The 22,660-nt window shown below is 35.2% G+C and carries 24 protein-coding genes, 1 tRNA gene and 1 pseudogene; 3 read left to right on the top strand and 23 right to left on the bottom strand.

Translation table 11 applies throughout. The features are described 5' to 3' along the window. Window positions 1–482: 482 nt before the first annotated feature. The 10 genes and pseudogenes from guaA to OO775_RS13020 form a co-directional block, all read right to left on the bottom strand. On the bottom strand, window positions 483–2,009 hold the full coding sequence (guaA, locus tag OO775_RS13065; protein ID WP_264847669.1) for a glutamine-hydrolyzing GMP synthase: 1,527 nt from the start codon (window positions 2,007–2,009) through the stop codon (window positions 483–485). A gap of 86 nt (window positions 2,010–2,095) precedes the next feature. Then, window positions 2,096–3,073, bottom strand: coding sequence for a ketoacyl-ACP synthase III (locus tag OO775_RS13060; protein ID WP_264847668.1), 978 nt, complete (start codon window positions 3,071–3,073; stop codon window positions 2,096–2,098). Between the two features lie 65 nt (window positions 3,074–3,138). Next, window positions 3,139–3,221 (bottom strand) — tRNA-Tyr (locus OO775_RS13055). A gap of 97 nt (window positions 3,222–3,318) precedes the next feature. Continuing rightward, entirely contained in the window at window positions 3,319–4,413 is a 1,095-nt protein-coding gene (locus OO775_RS13050) for a CapA family protein (protein WP_264847667.1), read from the bottom strand. 47 nt (window positions 4,414–4,460) lie between these two features. After that, on the bottom strand, window positions 4,461–5,642 hold the full coding sequence (locus OO775_RS13045; RefSeq protein WP_264847673.1) for an aspartate aminotransferase family protein: 1,182 nt from the start codon (window positions 5,640–5,642) through the stop codon (window positions 4,461–4,463). A 95-nt stretch (window positions 5,643–5,737) separates the two neighbouring features. Next, window positions 5,738–6,688, bottom strand: a complete 951-nt coding sequence (locus tag OO775_RS13040) for a sensor histidine kinase (protein WP_264847666.1) — start codon at window positions 6,686–6,688, stop codon at window positions 5,738–5,740. Window positions 6,689–7,272: 584 nt separating this feature from the next. Further along, entirely contained in the window at window positions 7,273–8,823 is a 1,551-nt protein-coding gene (locus OO775_RS13035; protein WP_264847665.1) for a carbohydrate-binding domain-containing protein, read from the bottom strand. A 214-nt stretch (window positions 8,824–9,037) separates the two neighbouring features. Then, window positions 9,038–9,783 (bottom strand): annotated as a pseudogene (locus tag OO775_RS13030) (ABC transporter ATP-binding protein). A 70-nt stretch (window positions 9,784–9,853) separates the two neighbouring features. Then, window positions 9,854–10,180, bottom strand: coding sequence for a hypothetical protein (locus tag OO775_RS13025; RefSeq protein ID WP_264847664.1), 327 nt, complete (start codon window positions 10,178–10,180; stop codon window positions 9,854–9,856). Between the two features lie 135 nt (window positions 10,181–10,315). Further along, entirely contained in the window at window positions 10,316–10,699 is a 384-nt protein-coding gene (locus tag OO775_RS13020; protein ID WP_264847663.1) for a TolC family protein, read from the bottom strand. 341 nt (window positions 10,700–11,040) lie between these two features. Here OO775_RS13020 and OO775_RS14190 point away from each other — a divergent pair, with 341 nt between their 5' ends. From OO775_RS14190 to OO775_RS14180, 3 genes are read left to right on the top strand one after another with little or no spacing between them, the layout of a single operon-like run. Next, window positions 11,041–11,295 carry a LytR/AlgR family response regulator transcription factor gene (locus OO775_RS14190; protein WP_264847662.1) on the top strand — a complete coding sequence of 85 codons (255 nt, stop codon included), beginning with the start codon at window positions 11,041–11,043 and terminating at the stop codon, window positions 11,293–11,295. Further along, window positions 11,228–11,584, top strand: coding sequence for a LytR/AlgR family response regulator transcription factor (locus tag OO775_RS14185; protein WP_264847661.1), 357 nt, complete (start codon window positions 11,228–11,230; stop codon window positions 11,582–11,584). The genes OO775_RS14190 and OO775_RS14185 overlap by 68 nt, the downstream gene beginning before the upstream one ends. Then, window positions 11,560–11,691, top strand: coding sequence for a LytTR family transcriptional regulator DNA-binding domain-containing protein (locus OO775_RS14180; protein ID WP_309297253.1), 132 nt, complete (start codon window positions 11,560–11,562; stop codon window positions 11,689–11,691). The genes OO775_RS14185 and OO775_RS14180 overlap by 25 nt, the downstream gene beginning before the upstream one ends. 119 nt (window positions 11,692–11,810) lie before the next feature. Here OO775_RS14180 and OO775_RS13000 read toward each other — a convergent pair whose 3' ends face one another. From OO775_RS13000 to OO775_RS12940, 13 genes are all read right to left on the bottom strand, one after another. Beyond that, a complete protein-coding gene (locus OO775_RS13000) occupies window positions 11,811–11,963 on the bottom strand; it encodes a DUF4295 domain-containing protein (RefSeq protein WP_264847660.1) in 153 nt (50 codons plus the stop codon). A gap of 12 nt (window positions 11,964–11,975) precedes the next feature. After that, window positions 11,976–12,158 (bottom strand): 50S ribosomal protein L33, encoded by a 183-nt coding sequence (gene rpmG / locus OO775_RS12995; protein WP_042007879.1) that lies wholly within the window; start codon window positions 12,156–12,158, stop codon window positions 11,976–11,978. Between the two features lie 20 nt (window positions 12,159–12,178). Then, on the bottom strand, window positions 12,179–12,415 hold the full coding sequence (rpmB, locus tag OO775_RS12990; RefSeq protein ID WP_264847659.1) for a 50S ribosomal protein L28: 237 nt from the start codon (window positions 12,413–12,415) through the stop codon (window positions 12,179–12,181). Between the two features lie 500 nt (window positions 12,416–12,915). Further along, on the bottom strand, window positions 12,916–13,524 hold the full coding sequence (locus tag OO775_RS12985) for a fumarylacetoacetate hydrolase family protein (RefSeq protein ID WP_264847658.1): 609 nt from the start codon (window positions 13,522–13,524) through the stop codon (window positions 12,916–12,918). 1 nt (window position 13,525) lies between these two features. Next, window positions 13,526–14,296 (bottom strand): 3'-5' exonuclease, encoded by a 771-nt coding sequence (locus tag OO775_RS12980; RefSeq protein WP_264847657.1) that lies wholly within the window; start codon window positions 14,294–14,296, stop codon window positions 13,526–13,528. Window positions 14,297–14,373: 77 nt separating this feature from the next. Further along, on the bottom strand, window positions 14,374–15,408 hold the full coding sequence (locus OO775_RS12975; RefSeq protein WP_264847656.1) for a sensor histidine kinase: 1,035 nt from the start codon (window positions 15,406–15,408) through the stop codon (window positions 14,374–14,376). Further along, a complete protein-coding gene (locus tag OO775_RS12970; RefSeq protein ID WP_264847655.1) occupies window positions 15,408–16,094 on the bottom strand; it encodes a response regulator transcription factor in 687 nt (228 codons plus the stop codon). The genes OO775_RS12975 and OO775_RS12970 overlap by 1 nt, the downstream gene beginning before the upstream one ends. 264 nt (window positions 16,095–16,358) lie before the next feature. Beyond that, window positions 16,359–17,114 carry a DUF6261 family protein gene (locus OO775_RS12965; protein WP_264847654.1) on the bottom strand — a complete coding sequence of 252 codons (756 nt, stop codon included), beginning with the start codon at window positions 17,112–17,114 and terminating at the stop codon, window positions 16,359–16,361. Window positions 17,115–17,639: 525 nt separating this feature from the next. Further along, window positions 17,640–18,089 carry an XrtF-associated fRMsr-like GAF protein gene (locus OO775_RS12960; protein ID WP_264847671.1) on the bottom strand — a complete coding sequence of 150 codons (450 nt, stop codon included), beginning with the start codon at window positions 18,087–18,089 and terminating at the stop codon, window positions 17,640–17,642. A gap of 201 nt (window positions 18,090–18,290) precedes the next feature. Then, window positions 18,291–19,316 (bottom strand): UDP-glucose 4-epimerase GalE, encoded by a 1,026-nt coding sequence (galE, locus tag OO775_RS12955; protein ID WP_264847653.1) that lies wholly within the window; start codon window positions 19,314–19,316, stop codon window positions 18,291–18,293. Between the two features lie 25 nt (window positions 19,317–19,341). Beyond that, a complete protein-coding gene (locus OO775_RS12950; RefSeq protein ID WP_264847652.1) occupies window positions 19,342–20,187 on the bottom strand; it encodes a mechanosensitive ion channel family protein in 846 nt (281 codons plus the stop codon). A 161-nt stretch (window positions 20,188–20,348) separates the two neighbouring features. Beyond that, window positions 20,349–21,683 (bottom strand): DUF58 domain-containing protein, encoded by a 1,335-nt coding sequence (locus OO775_RS12945; RefSeq protein WP_264847651.1) that lies wholly within the window; start codon window positions 21,681–21,683, stop codon window positions 20,349–20,351. After that, entirely contained in the window at window positions 21,680–22,657 is a 978-nt protein-coding gene (locus OO775_RS12940; RefSeq protein ID WP_264847650.1) for an AAA family ATPase, read from the bottom strand. The genes OO775_RS12945 and OO775_RS12940 overlap by 4 nt, the downstream gene beginning before the upstream one ends. Window positions 22,658–22,660: the final 3 nt, after the last annotated feature.

Raw genomic sequence — 22,660 nt, 5'->3', positions numbered from 1 at the left:
CTGAAAATATTCATAACTATTGATTTTGAGGCAAATATACAAAATTATTTTTAATTACGGATATACAATATTTTTTATGTTTCAAAAAAAAATTTATTTTTCTAAAAACCATTCCTTATCAAATTAGTAAACCTGATATTATTATGAATATACAATAAACTAAATTTACATTGACCATAATTGTGCAATTGCTTCACTACAAAATCCATTGAAAGCAAACCAAAAATATAACAACTTCTTACATTCTAATTTAAAAAACATAAAATATACTGTATGTCCGTTTAGTGTAATAAATGATTTTTTTTGTAATAATTTATCAAAAATATGAAAATATAACTATTTGGTTTTCAGTTATATATTTTTAAATTTGACTTATAAAATTTAGCAATTCTACTCTTTTATTAGTAATAACGGAGATACATTTAAAATATTTATCTTTTAAGAAAAAATTATCTCAAAAGTAGTTTTTAGTTATACAATTTCTATTCCCATTCAATAGTTGCAGGTGGTTTAGAGCTAATGTCATACACTACTCGATTAACTCCTTTTACTTTATTGATAATTTCATTAGAAATTTTTTGCAAAAAATCATATGGTAAATGCACCCAATCGGCTGTCATTCCGTCAGTTGATTCTACTGCACGTAGAGCTACACATTTTTCGTATGTGCGCTCATCTCCCATCACTCCTACACTATTAACAGGAAGTAAAATAGCACCTGCTTGCCATACTTTGTCATATAATCCATATTCTTTTAATCCGTCTATAAAAATTGCATCAACTTCTTGTAGAATTTGCACTTTTTCAGCAGTAATATCTCCCAAAATACGAATTGCTAGCCCTGGTCCTGGAAACGGGTGTCTGCCTAACAATTCGGGATTTATCCCTAAGGAAGCTCCCACACGGCGAACTTCGTCTTTGAAAAGCATTCGCAAAGGTTCTACCACTTTGAGTTTCATAAAATCGGGCAATCCTCCTACGTTATGATGGCTTTTTATTGTTGCCGAAGGTCCTTTAACTGATACTGATTCGATAACATCTGGATAAATTGTCCCTTGCCCGAGCCAACGTGCATTCTCCACTTTATGTGATTCATTATCAAATACTTCAATAAAAACTCTTCCAATAATTTTACGTTTTTGTTCAGGGTCAGAAACATCTTTCAAAGCCTCTAAAAATTGTTGTGAAGCATCTACTCCCTTCACATTTAACCCCATACCTTCATATTGCTTAAGAACATTCTGAAATTCGTTTTTACGTAACAATCCATTATTAACAAAAATACAATGCAATTGCTGCCCAATGGCTTTGTTCAGAAGTACAGCTGCTACAGTAGAATCAACTCCACCCGAAAGGCCTAATACGACCTGCTCATCTCCTATTTGTTCTTTGAGTGTTGTCACGGTCATTTCGACAAAGTTATCAGGTGTCCAAGTTTGTTTAAAACCTGCTATCTGGACTAAAAAATTCTCCAAAATTTTCTTTCCATCGGTCGAATGATACACTTCGGGGTGAAACTGAATTGCATACGTTGGCTCTCCTTCTATACGGTACGCCGCATTGATAACATCCTTGGTACTTGCCAAGCATATACCTCCCTGGGGTAGTTGTTTTATCGTGTCGCTATGGCTCATCCAAACTTGGCTATTAAGAGGAATTTTATCCAAGAAAACTTCATTTTCTTTTATAAAAGACAAATTGGCTCGTCCATATTCTCGAATACTAGAAGGAGCTACTTCTCCTCCACCAAAATGTGCTAAATATTGCGCTCCATAACAAACTCCCAACAAAGGCTTACGTCCACGTATTTGGCTTAAATCGGGGTGTGGAGCATCATCATTTCTGACAGAAAAAGGCGACCCTGAAAGAATTACTGCTGCAAATTCGTCCAGATTTTCTGGCAAATGATTATATGGGTGTATTTCGCAATAAATATTCAGTTCGCGCACTCTGCGAGCAATTAGTTGCGTATATTGAGACCCAAAATCTAAAATAAGTAATTTTTCCATTTTTAATTTTTTTTTAGAGAAATTTTCCTACATTTAAAATAAAAAGCCTCAAACATATAACCGCTTGAGACTATTATGACAACAAACTATTCTTTAAATAAACAAACCGCACCCCACGAATATCCGACCCCAAAGCCAGCTATTTGTAATATATCAGCCTTTTTATGAGGATATTTGTCTGAATGACTCTTCATTGCTATTGGCACAGACGAAGATACTGTATTCCCACAATTAAGCATTTCTAAAACATATTTTTCAACAGGAATTTTCATTTCTTGACGAAGTTTTTCAAGAATAAAAGTATTTGCTTGATGAAATACAAATAAATCTATTGTATTGATATTCTGATCATTAACCTTCATGTTATCGAATAACATTGATGGTACATACTTGATAACAAATTTGAAAATTTCTCCACCTTTCATTTGTAAGAAATTATTCATATCATTCGTATCTTTTGTTTTAGAATAACGCATAGCACTATTTCTAACTATCAGATTTTCAGCCCCTGTACCATCTGTTCCCATTGTAAAATTCCCTATTCGATATTGTCCTGAAGTAGAAATAAGTGTAGCAGTAGCTGCATCTCCAAAGATACTAATATTCCCTTTATCTTTCGGATGAATTAGCTTAGAATAAACATCTGCTGTAACTAATAATACATTCTTAAAATTTCCCGATGCTACAAGCCCTTTAGCAAGCGAAAGCCCATAAATATATCCAGAACAACCTTGGTTGATATCCAATGCTCCACACGAAGTAGGGAACCCTACCATTTGTTGCACTAAGCAAGCCGTTGTTGGCAATTGATAATCAGGTGTTTGAGTGCATACAATCAAATAATCTATATCCTTTTTATCAATCTGGTATTCTTCAAAAAATTTACGTATGGCCTGTGCAGCCATATCCGAAGTAAATTCATTTTTCTGTGCTATATATCTCTGTTGTACTCCTATTTTGTCCAATATTTTTTGCCCACTCCATTCGGGAAATTCAGCTGTAATTTGTTCATTAGTAACTATATCATTTGGCAAATAAACAGAAATACCTTTTATATATTCCATATATTTTATTGTTCAAAAATGAGAAAAAACCATTCACTTTTTAAGTAAAAGAGAATGGCTTATTGTGGGAAGAGCAGGATTCGAACCTGCGAAGGTAGAAACCAACAGATTTACAGTCTGTCCTCGTTGACCGCTTGAGTATCTTCCCTTTAATTTTTCGCGTGCAAAGATACAATTTTTTTTATTTGCTACAAATTTTCTTTTATTTTTTTCAGAAAAAACATATCTTATTGAAAATAAATTTGTTATTTAACTATTTCTTCAATGTTTATATTTTTACTTTGAAATAATTTTCTCGTATTAGCAATAAAAAGTTTTATTTTTTTAGTGTCTTCTTCATTAAGACATTCATAATTACCTTGTTCTGCTTGTGTACAAGAGACTATTTCGTATCGATATTTTTTCCCCACCAAATACTTGTGTACCCACGTCAAATAGTAGCCTTTTTGAGCTATTTGTGTTGTTTCATTTTCCTTTTCAAATACAAGTTTAACCATAGCACCACCATCTGTATTAGGTTTTCGCTGATTCGAAACAAAATTTCCCAGTGAATAAACAATCATTTGCTCTTTTTTATGTTCTTGGGCTGGATAATACACCATTGGTTGTAATACATGTGGATGTGAACCTATGATTATATCAATTCCTTTGTCAAACAAAAAATTTGCCATTTCTTCTTGTTTTTTAGACGGACTTTGCTGATATTCATTTCCCCAATGTACTGTTGCTATAAGTTTATCCAATCCTTTGTTTCGAGCTTTTGCTATATCCGAAACTATGGTTATCGTATCAAGCAAATTGACAATAGTTGGTTCTGGTATGGGCATTCCATTAGTTCCATACGTATAATTTAAAATACCAACTTTTATATTATTTTTTTCTAAAATAAGCAAATTCTTTTCCTCTCTTTCTTGTTGATTACGAAAAGTTCCTGTGTGCAGTATTTGCAATGAGTCTAATACATCGAGCGTGCGAACAACTCCTTTTTTACCTCTATCACATGAATGATTATTAGCTGTAACCATCACATTTATTCCGCTTTTTTTACAAGCTTGAACCAACGCATCTGGCGAAGAAAACATAGGATAACCAGAATAGGGTTCTCCTGCCAAAGTTACCTCCAAATTAGCAATTCCAAAATCGTTTTGTTTTATAATGGGTAATATTTGTGCAAAAACACTATCGTAATTGTACGTTTTGGTGTCTGCATCATAAGCTGATGTTATCTGAGGTTCGTGCCCCATTATATCGCCCATAAAAAGTAATGACATCGCATTTTTTTCTTGTGAAAAAGAAAAATAATTTAGTAATATCACTAAAATAAATAGTATTTTTCTCATAAAATATTTCTATAAAAAAATCATTTCAATCTGTTTATTAAAAATTTTCAGCCATTGTAAGCATCAATAGCTTCAAGTATTATCTCACAACCTTTTTTTATCTCATCTTTCGTAATTGTCAATGGTGGCGAAATACGAACTGCCCGAAGTTCAAAAAGTAGCCAAAAGAAAATATAGCCTCTCTGATGAGCATACAATATAATATGATTTGCTAAATCGGCATCTTCTACAATAGCAGCAAGCATAAGTCCTTTTCCGCGTACTTCTTTGATTTTGCGATGTTTTAATAACCTTCTGAAAAGAGATTCTTTTTCAAGGGTTTGTTCCATCATATCGGTTGAAATAAGCTCATTGAGCGTTGCAAGTGATGCCGCAGCTATAACAGGATTCCCTCCAAAAGTCGTAATATGAGACATTTTAGGATTATCTGCCAATAACATCATCAACTGGCGAGAAGCAACAAACGCCCCGCAAGGAAGCCCGCTTGCCATTCCTTTACCAATAGCAAGAATATCAGGTACTACATCATAATTTTGAAAACCAAAAAGCTTTCCTGTACGACCAAATCCAGGTTGTATTTCATCCAAAATAAGCAAAGCTCCTACTTGCTCACAGCGCTTTTTTACTTTTGACAAATAATTATTTTCAGGAGTGATAAATCCTGCTCCTCCTTGTATTGTTTCAAGAACAACCCCTGCTGTACGATGTGTAATACGAGCTAAATCTGCTTCATTATTAAATTCAATCCAATCAACATCCGGCAAAAGTGGTCGAAATGGTTGCTTGCGAAGTTCATAATCCATAATACTAAGCGAACCCTGCGTATTACCATGATACGCATAGCGAGCTGCAATAATTTGTGAACGCCCTGTAGCTCGCTTAGCAAGTTTCATGCTTCCTTCAATAGCTTCTGTTCCCGAATTGACCAAATAAGTCATTTCCAATGGTTTAGGTAAGAGTTCTGCTAAGCGTTTGCAGTATTCTACTGCGGGTTGTTGAGCATATTCTCCATAAACCATTACGTGCATATATTGAGCTACTTGTTCTTGTATGGCTTTGACTACTTTCGGATGGCAATGTCCCAATGTACAAGCTGAAACTCCTGCTACAAAATCCAAATACGCTTTTCCTTGGGTATCATAAATATAATTCCCTTGAGCGCGAGCTACTTCTAATCCTAACGGATACAACGAGGTAGGAGCTTGGTATTTTAAAAAATCATCTTTCATCGAAATTTCTATATAAGTCTCGCAAGGTACGATTTTTTTTTTATACACAAAAACTTAAAGAAATTTTTCTGAAAAATATATTTAAAACAAAATATCTAAATCTGGATAACAATCTCCGATTTGTATTTTCCACCTTCGGTGGTGATAGTATAAGCGTTTCGGTTGGGATAAATCAGGTTTAATTGCTTACGCAGATTGTCGATGCCGATACTTGAACTGTACAAATCGCTATTTTGTTTGGCAAGTAAGGTATTTTCAGCGGTAAAGCAAATCATTTTTTCATCACTTTTGATAGAAAAATGAATCTGGGTAGTCGTTGTTGCCGAAACACCGTGCTTAAATGCGTTTTCCACCAAAGTAATAAGCAATAGCGGGGCTATTTCTACCTGCAGAACCTCCGTTGGGAAGTCCGTGGTAACGATAGTTTTCTCCGTGAGGCGAAGCCGCATCAGTTTGCTCAAACTATGTACGCTCTTTTGTGCCTTATCGGGGTCGAAAACGATAAGCGAATAGATATTATTCAACGCATTGAAGAAAAAATGCGGCTGCAATTGGTATTTGAGGTGCTGTAACTCAACGTGGAGCTTGGTAGCTGCCATTTCTTTCTGTTCCAACTCCAAAATAAAGAACCGCTGAGCGTATTTTATAGCTATCGAAGTAATCACGGGCAACAAATTCACCACAAAATCGAAATAAACAAAGCCTTTGGGCGGTGTTTTTGGATGTTTGTCGGGTGGCAGAGGAGCATTTTCGAAAGAAACATTGAAAAGAACCTCAAATTTTAGATTCGAAACCAATAAAATCAAAAACAAGTTGATAAGAACAAACAGCAAAGCCTTCCTTTTGAACAAAAAGTTCTCTATTAACCAACAATAGTTGATATAAAAAAGAATCATAAAAAAAGGTAATTGCATCGTCGAGCGTTCCAGTGTCTCAAGAATGGGTTTTCCTTCCGAAGCGAAAATAAGTATGGGGACAACAAAGACTACTACCCACAACAAAATGTGCATAACGGGAAGTAATATCTTCTTTTCTGTTTGATTCATTATTATTTTTGACTTTATTAGGTTACAAATATATACTTTTTCCTACAAAATTTCCTTTTATTTATATCAAAAAATATAAAAATAGAATTTTTAAGTTATTTGAAATGAATTTTCAGTATCTCTAATTCTATTTTTTTTTAGTTATTGTTTGTATTTATTTGATATTTGTATATATTTTTTATATAAAATAGTTTATTTCTTATTTTAGTCTGTATGTTTTATGTCAAAATTATCTATTATGTATTTAATTTTATTTATTTTTGAATTGATATTAGTTGTTTTTTGGCAAATAATGATTTGCCTCTACATAATATTATATGTTATTAAACCAATATTGCGTGTTACGAAACTAATATTGGATATTTTTAATCAATTTTTGGTTATTTGAGATAAAATGAAATGTGTTTATAACAAAATAGTAATGATTTTAAACAAATTATTTCTACTATTACAAGTAAGGGCATACAAAATACGCCCCTACATTGAACAAAACAGACTTAAGTTTGCTATATTTAGTATTACCAACCTCGTACGCCTCTTCGGGTATTTCCTCCAAAGCTTGTTACTTGTCCGCTAACTGTAAATTATGTTGAAGAAGTGCCTCCTGAGTATGTTCCAGAAGTATAAACTCCGTAAAAATCTTCTCCACTTGTTACAGAACCTCCTGTGTATATCTTGTACGTTCCGTTTGTTACTTCGGAATTAGAGAACATTATGTGTGAAAACGCCACGGGAGCTTTGAACGTTACTATTTCTGTTCCGAAATCGGACGTTATGTTTATTATTTGTGCCGATGCTGATAGTCCGCCAAGCATTACTGTCTTTTGCATTGATGATGTTAGTGGTACATCGGGCGTGTTTCGTGATCCGATAGCCACTAAGTATCCTCCGGTGATTGAGAATCCTGATTCGTACGAGCTATCTTCTGCTGTAGCGTCCACGCTTGTTTCGGGAGCAGCTGCTGTTCCTACTACAACGACAATTCCGCCAGTAATTCCAAGTTTTCCGTTCGTATCAAGAGCATCATTGCCTGTTGAGTAAGCAAAAGTCTTCCCTCCGTTGAAGTAAAGGGCTTCCCCAGCGTTGATGGCGTCATCCGCAGCCTTGATGTAGATACTTCCGCCGTTAATGGTCAATATTCTTTTAGCTTCCAAGCCTTCCGCAACGGCATTGATGGTAATTGTTCCTCCGTTGATGGTCAAATTGGCATTGATAGAGCTATCATCATCGTACGAAGAGGTGATTCCGTCGTCGCCGGCGTTAATATCTATAGTTCCGTCGTTAATATATATTTGCCCGGCCTCACATTGTATACCATCTTTGGTAGCGGTAAGGTTAAGTGTCCCACTATCGATGTACACAGCATCATTTGTTTGTATTGCGTGCGATGTAGCTTTGCTTACGTTGATGGTAACATCGGCAATTCTTATATAATTATCACTCACGATGCCGTGTTTGTAGTTCCCCGACACAGAAAGGCTTCCACTTCCGGAGAAAATTAGGTCTCCTTCGCTAAAAAATGTTCCTTTGGCGTCCTCCTCCGAGGTTACAGAGGTATAGGAAGAAGTATCGGTCAAAGTATTTGAACCTGAAACCACTACAAATGCCTTTTGACTCGACTGAATATTGATAGCAGGGCGATCCGTGCTGGTAATGTTGGCACTATTTAGGCTCAAACGGAACAAATCATCACTATATATTTTAAGCGAACCGCTGGTTGTTGTCCCCGAAACGGCATAATTCACACCCGAAGCAGTCGAATTGATTACAATATTGGCTCCGTCCTGTGTATATGTTACCCCAGAGATATTATTTGTAACCACTGCCGATTTTCCATTATAAATGATAGTAACCGTATTGGCAAAATTGTGATTACTAAACACATCGTCGGTATTTGTACCCTTATCGGTGGTTCCCAAACTACTCGATGAGCTAAGATTAGGCGATGTTATGGTAATTCCACTGGCTGTGGTGGTAGTTCCGGAATTAGTTATCGTTGTAGAACTTGAATTTGTGGTACTATCAGTGATGATAGCGTCATCTTTTCCACACGCTGTAAACGACAATACAGCTACCGATGCCAAACCGTAGAACAAAGTACGGATATTACTGGCTGAAACGAATGTTTTTTTCATTGTTGTTTGATTTTTTTAGTTATACTTCTTTATAAAATTTCTCTCGGGCGTTATTCCTCTAACTTTCTGATACAAAGATATAATCACTTAGCTTCTAAAAACAAATAAGATATATATTTACAGGCTTTTTATCGACCAACAAGCGGATTTTATCGACCAACGGATATTCAATTTCTAAATATTTCTGCTTATGGTGATAGTTTTTGAGGCAATATCAATGGTTTTTTGCTGCTTTTAGCTTAGCCAGCTCCTCAGTGGCAAAGAATCGGTTCTCAACTTCCTTATCACTGATTATATTTCCGTCCTTAAGCACCACAGTGCGTTTGCTAAACTGTGCAATGTCGTCCTCGTGAGTAACAAACCCGATGGTACTGTCTTTATCGTTCAACTCTTGGAAGAGTTCCATTACCTCGTATGAGGTTTTGGTATCAAGATTGCCCGTAGCTTCATCGGCGAGCAAAATCACGGGGTCGTTTACCAAAGAACGAGCAATGGCCACACGCTGTTGTTGTCCGCCCGAAAGCTCACTCGGGATATGATTCAGCCGACTTTCCAATCCCACTTTAATGAGGGCTTCGACAGCTCGTTCACGACGTTCCTTTGTTGATATTTTAGGGTTGTATAATAGCGGAAGTTCTACGTTTTCAATAGCAGTGGTACGAGCCAAAAGGTTATACGACTGAAAAATAAACCCGATTTTGGTATTTCGCACGTTTGCTAAGTCATTTTTGATGCCTCGCGGATGGAAATTCCGTCCAACCAATAATCGCCTTGCGTGGGGCGGTCTAAACATCCTAATATATTCAGCAAGGTGGATTTACCCGAACCGCTGGGTCCCATTATGGTAACAAATTCGCCTTCGGTAATGGTCAAATTCACTCCTTTGAGAGCTTGGACGACTTCGCTTCCCATTTTAAATTCCCTTTTTAGGTTTTCGATATGGATGATAGGTTTGCTCATTGGTTTCTTTTTTTACTAATGTTCGTAATTGTGTTTGAAAAATCGTTCAGAGAGATGTTTTTATGTGTATCTATCTACTCGGCGGTTGATTTTGTGTTGATTTGGAGTTATTTCGCTTCGGTGGTGTTGGCATAAATGGGCTGCTACTTCCATTTGCCGAAGCTCCCGCTTGTTGCGAAGCACTCTGTAAACCTACCATAACCTCGCCTTGCGAAAGTCCGTTTACAACTTCCACATTGATGCCATCACTATTCCCGATGGTAATTTCTTTCTGAACGAGGCTTCCGTCAGGATTTTTTACCCAGATGTATTGAGTTTTTCCTTTGCTAAATTTGGCTTCAGGTATTTGGGCTTGGATTTGTTGTGTATAATATTGAGCCAGAAGCTGTGCATCCATATTCACATTGATTGCTTTGGTTGAAAGTAAAAAGAATGCCTTTCAGTTCGTTTGTAAAAATTGTAATGGTAACCGTAAGCCCAGGTTTTAGTTTTTCCTGCGAATTTTCTGCTTCGATAATTACCGTGTAAGTAACTACGTTATCTGCAAGTAAGTCTGCTCGGCATTGAGGTACGAATTGCGTATTACGGCGAGTTCGGTACTTGTCAAACTATCAAATTCAAACTTTTTGGAAGCCAACTCGTACACCAATTTGGCATTATTGCAAGCCGTTTTTGAGGCTTCTTGCTGAGCTTGTCGTATAGTGACATTTTGCCAAGCGGTTTGGTTTCCTCGTTGATTGGTAATCTGGTTAATTACCAAACCGTTATTCATATTGGCTGAAACACTTCCGTTAACACTTGGCAGACGATTGTTTTTCGCTTGATTCAGATTGATTTGAGCCGACTGCTGGCTGAGTTGCGTTTTCTTTACTTGAATATTATTCTTCAACGCGTAATCCAAACACTGTTCGAGCATCCATTTTTATTGGGCTTGCAGCGAAATATTATCAGTAACAACCAAAAACCATATTTTTTTTTTATTGCCTTCATACGATTGAATTTTTAAGAAACTTAATCTCCGAACGAAATTTCTCCTTTATTTTGAAGGAACTTCGCCAAAGAGATTTCGTAAATAAACCAAAACTTTATCAAAATGATGAGACAAAAGTACAATACCGATGATGCTTTTCTCAAATAAAATATACGTACACGTTTATTTTATCGACCAAATCCTTATTTTTATCGATTAAAAAATCAGAATTTTCTTTTTTAGAAAGAACAAATTTTATATATTTTTGCAAATAAATTTCTAATCGAATGAAATTATTCTGCATAATTATTGATGATGAACCAATGGCGCTAAATTTAATAGAAAGTTATGTATTGAAAACGCTTTCTTTGGAATTGAAAGGAAAATTTTCTAATGCTATTGATATATTACAATTTTTCTATGATACGACCGTAATTATAGACATTATTTTTATGGATATTCAAATGCCTGAACTTGCAGGTCTCGAACTTTGCAAAAAAATCCCAATTATGTCACAAAATTATTTTCACTACAGCTTTTGACCAATATGCCATAGAGAGCTACAAGGTTAATGCCATTGGTTATTTGCTAAAACCTTTTAATTATTCAGAATTTTTGGAAGCTGTTGAAAAAGTTCAAAAAATAATAATTTCTCCCATTGCTGAAAATCAACAACAAATAAATTATATGTTTATCAAATCAGATTATAAGCAATTCAAAATCAATTATGATGACATTATCTATATTGAAGGTCTAAAAGATTATGTAAAAATTTATCTTACCTCACAAGCTACACCTATTCTTACATTATTGAGTTTAAAAAAAAACTGACAGAACAACTCCCTTCTGATAAGTTTATGAGAGTACATAGGTCTTTTATAGTTGCTTTAAACAAAGTACAAGAAATAGAACGTAACCAAATTATCCTCGGCAAATAACGTTTCACTATTGCAGAACAACATAGAGAGGCTTTCAACGAATTTCTAAACCACAAAGTATTATAACAAATAAAAAAAGCTACCTAATTAGGTAGCTTTTATAATAGAGAAAAATTTAATTATTTCTTTTTTAAGAATTCATCAACTAACTCAGGCGCCATTACACTTTCCACAAAAGTATATGCTCCTGTTTTAGGAGAACGAACCATTTTGATCGCCTTGGTCAATCGTTTCGATTTACCTTGTAGTGTTGCAACTGTTTTCTTTGCCATAACTCTATAATATTATTTAATTTCTTTATGTACTGTTACTCGTTTCAAGATAGGATTAAATTTTTTAAGTTCTAATCTATCGGGTGTATTTTTCTTATTTTTCGTTGTTATATAACGCGATGTACCAGGCATTCCTGATTCTTTATGCTCTGTACATTCCATGATCACTTGTATTCTATTACCTTTCTTTGCCATTGCTTATGTTGTTTTAAAGTCTATTTCAAATATCCTTTTTGTTTTGCTTCTTTTAATACTGCCGAAATTCCTTTTTTATTAATGGTTTTAATCGCAGAAGTTGAAACTTTCAACGTTACCCAACGATTTTCCTCAGGAATATAAAAACGTTTTGTTGTCAAATTCGCATTGAATTTACGTTTTGTTTTGTTCATCGCGTGAGAAACATTATTCCCCACCATTGCTTTTTTCCCTGTTATTTCACAAACTCTTGCCATTTTCTCTATACTTTTAAAATCAGGGTGCAAATTAACGAACTTTTATTTTAACCACCAAATTATTTTACAATATTTTTTCAAAAAAATTATTTTACAGACATACTCATTATATAAAACTCTGAAAAATAAGTCATAATACTCCATACGACCTTTTTAAAATGACAAATTAAAAGATTGCAATATTTTTCAATTCTTAAAAACAAGTCCTTCTGATAAAGAAAAAGGAAAGAAAATAGCAAACCTGCCTAAAAAGTCTGCAAATATAAACATAGTATATTATGTATCATTATTTTTTGCGAAAAAATATAATATTTCCTCAGAAAATATATAAATTAACTAATAAAATTTTCATCAGAAAATGAATAAATGTTTTTTTAATACTTCAATGCGATATATAACAATACAATAAAGCAAAATACTTATTAACTGGTTTGGAATACTTATATATAGTTGATTTTATAGTATTTTACACTACGCATTTCTATTTTTTGGAATAATTTTCAGCATATACGTAATGAAAAAGCCTTTTGTTGTTCTAAAAATCCCTCTAAGATATCACCTGAAACTACCCTACCAACCCCAGCTGGCGTTCCAGTAAAAAGTAAATCCCCCGTACGAAGCGTAAAAAACTTAGATACATAAGCGATTAACTGGTCAATTTGCCAAATCATTTGAGTTGAATTGCCTGTTTGAACTATTTCTTTGTTCTTCAAAAGGGAAAAGGAAAGGTTACTAATAGGAAAATCTTCTTTTGGGAAGAACTTTCCTATAATGGCAGACCCATCAAAAGACTTTGATAATTCCCATGGGAGGGATTGAGATTGTAGATTTTTTTGCAAATCGCGGGCTGTGAAATCAATTCCAAGTCCTATTTCTTGGTAATATGAACTGGCAAACTTCTCAGCAATATACTTTCCTTGCTTACATATTTTAATTACCAACTCTACTTCATAGTGTAATTCGTTAGAGAAATCGGGTAAGTAGTAAGGCAAATCTAAGTTATGAATAGCAGTATCGGGTTTTAGGAAGATAATAGGCTCTTTGGGAGTTATGTTACCTAATTCGCTGGCATGCAATGGATAATTTCTCCCTATACAAATAATTTTCATTTTACTTTGTACTTAGTTTTCGTAATTTTATGGCTGTTAGTACCTTTTTGGTATATAAAGGAAATTCTGCATTGAGCATCCAACCGAAATAACCAGGTTCTTCATCGAAGATTTCTTCTACTTTTCTTCCTTTGTATTTACCAAAAGTAAAAATTTCTTCTTTTTTGTCGTTGTATGCAATAAATCCTGCAAAATCAGCAACTTGTTTGCGTGTTGTAAATTCGCTCAATTTTCGCATATCGTTAGATAATTCGTCGTATCTATCTATTTGCGCTTTAAGAATTTCGTAGGTTGCCAGTGTATCAGCCTCTGCCGAATGTGCATTATCTAAGTTTTTGTTACAATAAAACTTATAAGCAGCACTTAGAGTACGCTGTTCCATCTTGTGGAATATCGTTTGTACATCAATGGTTAGCTTATTTGAAAGGTCAAAATCTATTTCGGCTCGTAGCATTTCTTCTGCCAGTAGAGGAATATCAAATCGGTCGGAATTGTAACCTGCCAAATCGGCATCTTTAATCATATTGTGAATAGTTTTGGCAAGTTCCTTGAAGGTGGGTTCGCCAGCCACACGCTCGTTGGTTATTCCGTGTATATCACTTGCCTGCTTAGGGATTGGAATTGTAGGATTGACTAACCATGTTTTACTCTCTCGATTTCCGTTAGGATATATTTTCAATATTGAAATCTCTACAATTCTATCATTGGTAAAGTCCGTTCCGGTGGTTTCTAAGTCAAAGAAACAAATAGGTCTTGTCAGATTTAACTCCATATGCTAATTTTTATAATTTAAAACATTTTTTATTATCTACAAATTATCCCATTTTATATAAAAATAATTTTATATAATTACATTCCACTTGCTTTTGGAAGGGTAAATGAAAACTCTGAGCCTACATCAATCGTACTTTCTACATAGATGTGTTCATGATGTGCTTCTATAATATATTTGACAATAGAGAGTCCTAATCCGGAGCCTCCTTGCTTTCGGTTTCCTGTTTTGTCAACTCTGAAAAAGCGCTCAAAGAGTCTATGTATATTTTCTTGCGATACGCCTTCTCCATTATCCGTAATTTTGATAATGATTTTATCGTTTGAAAATGATTCAATCGCCACTTCGGTCGTGCCGTTATCTCTTCCGTATTTAATAGAATTCATCAGAATATTGCCTATAACCTGTTGAATGCGTTCTCTATCGGCATTTACATAGATGGGAGTATAATTTTTGTCAAACAAAAGTGTAATATTTTTCTTTTTAGCCTTTATTTCTAAGAGTTCAAAGCTAAATTGAATAATTTCGACAATATCAAAAGTTGTTCTATCTAACAACAGTTCGCCAGATTCTAATTTAGAAATCATTTCTAAATCTTTTACGATATAAACAAGACGTTCTACTGATTTGGCAGCACGTTGCAAATATTTTTTTCGAATGGTTTTATCTTCCATTGCACCATCTAAGAGTGTCAATATATATCCTTGCACAGTGAAGAGTGGTGTATTTAGCTCGTGGGAAACATTCCCGATGAACTCTTTTCGATAATCTTCGCGTATTTTGAGTATATTTATTTCATCTTCTTTATCTTGTGCAAAACGTGTAATTTCTTTTTTCAGTGTTGAAATATCAGTAACTATCGGTTCGACTTTTTTGCTCGATAGCGAAACCTCATTATATATTGTATCAATACCTTTGTATATAACGCTTTGTATCCTATATTGTACAACAACGAAGTTTAACACAAAGAAAAATATAGCCAACGGAAGCACATACCATATTTTTACTTCTACAAAGTAGAAAAATAACATCAGTACAAGGGTTGTAACTATGGTAATATATACCGATGCCTTCAAAGCGAACACATACGATTTACGGAGTTTCTGCTTCATCAGGGTACGAATTTATATCCAACACCTTTCAAAGTTTTGAAATACATATCGCCGAGTTTCTCTCGAAGTCTTCGAATATGCACATCAATTGTGCGGTCGCCTACTACAACTTCATTACCCCATACATTTTCTAATATTTCTTCTCGCTTGAATACTTTACCTGGTTTTGAGGCTAATAAAGCTAATAAATCAAATTCCTTACGAGGAAATAACACCTCTTTGCCTTGTATCTCTACCTTATATTCATCAAAATGAATACGAAAATCACCGATTTGCTGTACATCTAACTGGTTCTTATCTACTGATAATACCCTTCTAAGTAGTGCTTTAACTTTACTAACAAGTACTTTGGGCTTTATCGGCTTAGTAATATAATCATCGGCGCCCGCTTCAAAGCCTGCCAGTTGCGAATAATCTTCGGAGCGAGCCGTTAGAAAGGCTATAATGGTATCAGAAAGTGCTGGAATACTACGCAATTGGGTACATGCTTCTATTCCATCGAGTTCTGGCATCATAATATCCATAAGTATCAGGTGCGGAAGTTCTTTTTGAGCCACTTTGATAGCTTGTTTTCCATTAGAAGCTGTAAGTATCTGAAATCCTTCTCGTTGCAAATTGTATTCAATAAGCTCTACGATATCTTTTTCATCATCAACCAAGAGTATTTTTATATCTTTATTTTTCAAAATGTATCTTATTTGCCCTCCAAGTTGTTTTTCTATTTTATTTTACTATTTTTTGTTTGCTATATATTAGTATTTTTTACCATTTTATCCTTTGACAAACTAATATACCTTTACCACACAAAATAAAACTAGTTACATCAATATAGTTAGCTATATTTTACAAAAAAAAGAGCAGAGAGTTTAATACTAAAATATGTGTAACTTAAAACAATATAAAGAGATCAAATCAAACATCTCTGCTCTCAAACTATACTTATGAAAAAATCAAAATTCTTTATCTTTCGCAACATTTTCAACACTTGGCGTCTTACGGCTACGAAGTTTAAATGCTGTATTGGTATCTTCAATCAAGCGATTAACTACTTTCACAAATGTATTTACCTCATTAGACGGATTTGAAACACTTTCCGCATAAGCTCTTTGAGTTATTTCATCATACAAAATATCGGTTTCTTTGCGAATAGAATATACCGAAGTCGTACTATTAAGTGCCTTACTCGCCGTACGCTCTCCAACAATAGTTTCATACTTCTTATTAACCGATTCGAGTGATGAAATGGTATCTGAAAGCCCCAAAGTTTTCACAAATGATGTGTTTTCCGATTTAGAAAAATCATTAACCAATGCCTTGATAGCCAATGTTTTTTGCTGATTAGGCAATTTGCTTGCACCACTAAGCGGTTTCACTACTTCATAAAGTGCATCACCTGCTGTTTTGGCTTGTTTGGAAAGGGCTTTTTTAGCAGTGCGAATCACAGAAAACAGATACACCAACAACTGATTACGTTCTTTATCTATCTCAGATAGGTTTTTCGTTTCCTTACCTGTTCTTGCTTGATAATTCCACTCTACCAAACGTTCTACATTGGCTTTAAATTTATCAAATAATTCTTCACTAACCTTAATATTCTCCAAAGTAGCCTCTTGAACTAATTTCTCTACACCAGTCATAAACTGACCATACTCCGCATTATTGAGCTTTGACAAACTCAATGCTTTTATTTTAACAATAGCTCCCATAAATACATTATTTATATGTTATACATTGTATTGTAAGAGTTTCCTACATACAGAAACTCCTTTTGTTTTCAAGGGCAAATATACAATACTTTTTTTTAAATAAAAATTTATTTGACTATTTTTTTTATTTTTCATCAAAAATATTTTTCTATATCCATTTATATTACTCTTGGAGCATTCATAAATAAAACATTCTAAATATACACCATCAAAAAACTAACATACAAACTAAACAATTTTATTTTTATATTTTATCTACAAAAAAATACAATCTACAACTTTGTTTTTAGTTTTTACCTACATAGAAATATAAAATCTAACTTTATTTTTGAGTTTTACTTACGGAGAAATACAATATACAACTTTGTTTTTATATTTTACTTACGGAGAAATACAATATACAACCTTGTTTTTGGTTTTTACTTACAGAGAAATACAATCTACAATCTTGTTTTTGAGTTTTACTTACAGAGAAATACATTCCGAAAGTAGATAAACCTATTTTCTATTAAAGAAAACTATTTTTTACATTATTTTTCCGATTTCATCACAAAGCCATTCTAACAAATCTTTGTCTTTTTGTGTAAATGCATTAGGTGTATGACTATCTATATCTATCTGTCCTATATTTTTACCTTTATTATATATAGGTACTACGATTTCAGATTTGGTTTCGATAGAACAAGCAAGGTAATTATCTTGCTTATATACATCTTCCACTACGAAAGTTTCTCCTGAAACAGCCACTTGACCACATATTCCTTTACCGAAAGGGATTCTAATATGATCCGTTGCAGCACCCACGTATTGGCTAAGTACCAATTCGTCTTTGTTTGGGTCTTTAAAATAAAAACCTGTCCAGTTATAATACTCAAAAGAAGTGTCTAACACGTAGCAAATCTGTTTTAATTTTTCATCAAATGTCATTTGCGTACTTTCTAAACTATTTTTTAATTTATTTTTTATTGCTTCCATCATATTTTATTTATATATTTTATAGAGTATATATATAGTTTGTATCTACTATCTATTTATAAAGTCAATTGATATATTTGCCCGTATATACACCTTGTTTTTTATTTATTTTTTATTGTTTTTTGATTGATTTATCTTTTTAAAAGAGCGAGCAGACAAGATTGCCTACTCGCTCAGCTAATTATGAAAAACTAAAGACTCCTATTGAATATCTCGCAACTTTTTCTCCCACTCCCAAGCCGATTTCATAGCATCGTCAAGGGTAGAAATTGCCTTCCAGCCCAGTTCGTTATTTGCTTTATCGGTATTAGCATACGCCGCTACGATATCTCCTGCACGTCTATCTACTATTTTGTAGTTTAGTTTTACGCCCGATACACGTTCAAAGCTCTGTATTACTTCAAGCACACTGCTTCCTTTGCCTGTACCTACGTTGAAAACTTCGTAATTGCTCTTGTTCTTACCTTCTAATATACGTTGGAGGGCAATTACGTGTGCTTTTGCCAAATCGACAACGTGTATATAATCTCTGATGCACGTTCCGTCGGGTGTCGGATAATCATTTCCGAAGACAGAAAGCTCTTTGCGAATACCGGCAGCTGTCTGTGTGATGAACGGAACTAAGTTTTGCGGTACGCCAATGGGCAATTCGCCTATTTCAGCCGACGGATGCGCACCTATCGGATTGAAATATCTGAGCGCAATAGCCTTTATCTGTGGTGTTACACGGCACGTATCGGCAATGATTTCCTCATCTATCTGCTTCGTATTCCCGTACGGAGACTCTGCTTTCTTAACGGGTGCATTCTCAGTAATAGGAAGCTGGTCGGCTTGCCCATATACCGTACAAGAAGAACTGAAAATAAAGCCTACGTTTTGCATTTCGCTTAGGTTTTGAAGGATATAAACGAGTGAAGAAATATTATTTTCGTAGTATAAAAGAGGTTTTTCTACACTCTCACCCACTGCCTTGGAGGCAGCAAAGTGTATCACACCATCAATATCCTGATATCTTTTGAAGAAATCATCTACTACTGATTTTTTGCGTAGATCAATCTTTTCGAAAATAGGTTTTATACCTGTTATTCGTGTTATTCCGTCAAGTACATCTATCGAAGAATTCGATAAATCGTCTATGATAATTACTTGATGTCCTGCCTGTTGCAGTTCGACAACTGTGTGCGACCCGATAAATCCCAGACCGCCTGTTACTAATACTTTTGACATAGGTATGTGGTTTAATTATATTATTTTATGAATTTTCTGTTTTACGAATATATACATCGCGCTGTGGGAAAGGGATTTCTATTTGCGCTTTGTCAAATTCGAGTTTTATATTTTCTATCATATAAAAGTATGTATCCCAATAATTGGGTGTTTTTGTCCATAATCGTACAGACAAATTGACCGAACTATCTGCCAGTTCTTCAACAAAAACCATCGGAACATTGTCACTAAGTCTGGTAGGGCAATCTGTTGCAAGTTGTAAGAGAATTTCTTTTGCCAGTTTAATGTTGGCACTATACGCAATCCCCACCATTATTTTTACACGCCGTGTTTCTTCTGCCGAGTAATTGATTATATTGTCCGCAAAAAGCGGTCCGTTGGGTATGATAGCCTGTTCGTTGCCAAATTTGTTCAATTTCGTATAAAACATACCTATACGCTGTACCGTACCAGTTTCTCCTTTGACCTGAATAACATCGCCCACTCGGAAAGGTTTGAGTATAAGCAACATAATACCTCCTGCAAAGTTTGACAAAGACCCTTGCAACGCCAAACCAATAGCTACCGCCGATGCTGTAAGCGCTCCCAAGAATGAGGTAACTGGCACGCCCAATATTTGAACTATTGCCAAGAACAGAACAATATACAAAATCCATTTGGCTAACTGATTGACAAACATCTGCACCGTTACATCGACCCCTCGTCGCTCCATTGCTTTACGAATAATCCGCCGCGTTAATCGTATAAGCCATACGCCAATTATTGTCCATATAATCGCTCCTATCAAATTGGGTATGATGCTACCTATTTTATTCAATATAGCGTCAATTAAGTGTTGGAAGTCTATCGTTACGTTATCTATTTGTTCCATTTTTATTTTTACTTGATTTTATACGATATTCTTGATTATTTTTTATCGTTTTTCTGTTCAATAAATTGATTTTTTATTTATTTTTATCGGTTTGAATTGATAAAAAACCTATTTTTTAAATTCAAAAATTGGTTTATACCTTAATATATTATATCAATACGTTATATCATACCTCTTGCTTTGAGTTCGAGATACGTATTGATGCTCTTCAGAGTCAAATCTTTCGGTGCGGTCAATATACTAAGTATGCCGTGTCGGGATAGCTCTTGTACAATCAGTCGTTTTTCAAAAGCAAATTGTTCGGCTATCACTTTATCATACACCTCTTGCGTATTGTGGGCTTTGTTGTAAATAAGTGCATCAAGCTCCGTATTTTTGAAGAATATCACCACCAGCAAATGGCGCTTGGCAATCGCTTTAAGATATTTTAATTGCCGATAAAGCGCATCTTTGGTCTCAAAATTGGTATATAACATCAGCAAACTACGTTGTTTTATGCTCGCATTGACATCAACATACAAGCGATTAAAATCACTTTCGAGAAAATTAGTTTTTATCGCATAGAGTGCCTCCATTATTTTGTACATTTGTCCGGTCTTCCGCTCGGCAATTACTTTATCTTCGGTTTTTTTGGAGAATGTAAATACGCCCGCCTTGTCTTGTTTTTTGATAATAATATTACTCAGAGCCAAAGACGTATTTATCGCATAATCTAGCAAGGTCAATCCCTCGAAAGGCATCTGCATACTTCGCCCTTTGTCGATAAGCATATAAACGGGTTGCGATTTCTCGTCTTGGTACTGATTTACCATCAGGCGAGAGAGCTTGGAAGAGGCTTTCCAATTGATTGTCCGAATGTCATTCCCCTGTACGTACTCACGGATATGCTCAAACTCCATCGTATGCCCTATTCGCCGAATTTTTTTCATACCAAACTCAAACAAATGCTTAGAAAACGCCATCATATCATATTTTTTCATCTGAATAAATGACGGATATGCTGGCAATTGGGCTTGGTCGCAGAACGAATATCGGCGCATTACCATTCGAAGCGGTGTGCAGGCATATACATTGAGCTTTCCGAACTCATAAACTCCTCGCTCGGTAGGTCGAAGTGTATATTCGTACTGCGTTTGCTGTTTGCCACCCAATCGAAGGCGTTTCTGAAAATTTCTCAGCTGAAACTGAAAGGGTATTTCATCAATAATCAGTAGCCAAAGGGGTATCACCAACCTGTTTTCAATGCGAATGTTTATAGGATTCTCATCACTATTAGAGAGCTTCTCGGGCAAGATGCGCTCGGCGTGTATCCCAGAGCGAATTGCATACAAAAGAGACAAATCGACCAGAAAAACCAGCACCAAAACCCACAAACTAACTTGCGCAACAACATACACCCACTTGGCAAAGAAAGAAATTAAAAAAATTCCCACTACCACAAGTAGCCAAACAAAAAAATGCTGATGAATATAAAGACTTTTTAAGAATTTTCTCATCGCGGTATCTCTACACTTTCTATGATTTGTTGTACTATTTGCTCCGCTTTAAGTCCTTCCATTTCCTTTTCCGGAGAAAGTATAATACGATGTTGCAAAACCGGATATGCCATCGCTTTGATGTCTTCCGGCGTAATAAAATCACGCCCTTGCAGAGCAGCAAACCCCTTGGCTGCATTGAGCATCGCGATAGAAGCCCGTGGCGACGCACCCAAATACAACAGATTGTTCTCTCGCGTATTGTGAGTTATCTTGGCTATGTATTCTATCAGGTGTGGCTCGGCAGTAATATGACGAACCAACCCCTGATAACGAATTAGCTCCTGAGCCGAAAGCACTTTTTCTACGGCAGAAGTCTTATCACTTGCTTTCAACTCGTGTTCCCGATTGATAATATCTATTTCTTCTGCCAATGAAGGATATTCCAAGTTGATTTTGAATAGAAATCGGTCCAATTGAGCCTCCGGAAGTCGATACGTACCCTCTTGTTCGATAGGGTTTTGTGTGGCAACGACCAAAAAAGGAGCGTTCATCGCAAAGTGATACCCATCAATGGTAATCTGGCGCTCCTCCATCACCTCGAAAAGCGCTGCTTGTGTCTTGGCTGGCGCTCTATTTATCTCGTCAATAAGTACCAAATTGGCAAAGATAGGTCCTTTCTTGAACTCGAATTCTGATTTTTTGAGGTCAAAGACCGAAGTTCCCAGTACGTCAGAGGGCATTAAGTCGGGCGTAAATTGGATTCGACTGAACTGCATATCAAGCGCTTTGGACAATAATTTGGCTGTTATTGTTTTGGCAATACCCGGAACACCTTCCAAAAGCACATGACCGTTGCTCAGAAGTGCCACCAGCAAGTAATCAATCATTTTCTCTTGACCAACAATTACTTTTTTGAGTTCTGCGCGTACTTTCTCAGTCTGTTGTTGTAATTCGCTAAGGTCAATACGCGATGTAAATTGTATCGTATCCATATT

The organism is Capnocytophaga catalasegens (genome assembly GCF_026005215.1).
In the GTDB taxonomy this organism is placed as follows: Bacteria; Bacteroidota; Bacteroidia; order Flavobacteriales; family Flavobacteriaceae; genus Capnocytophaga; species Capnocytophaga catalasegens.
This window is presented reverse-complemented; position numbering and strand designations above follow the sequence as displayed.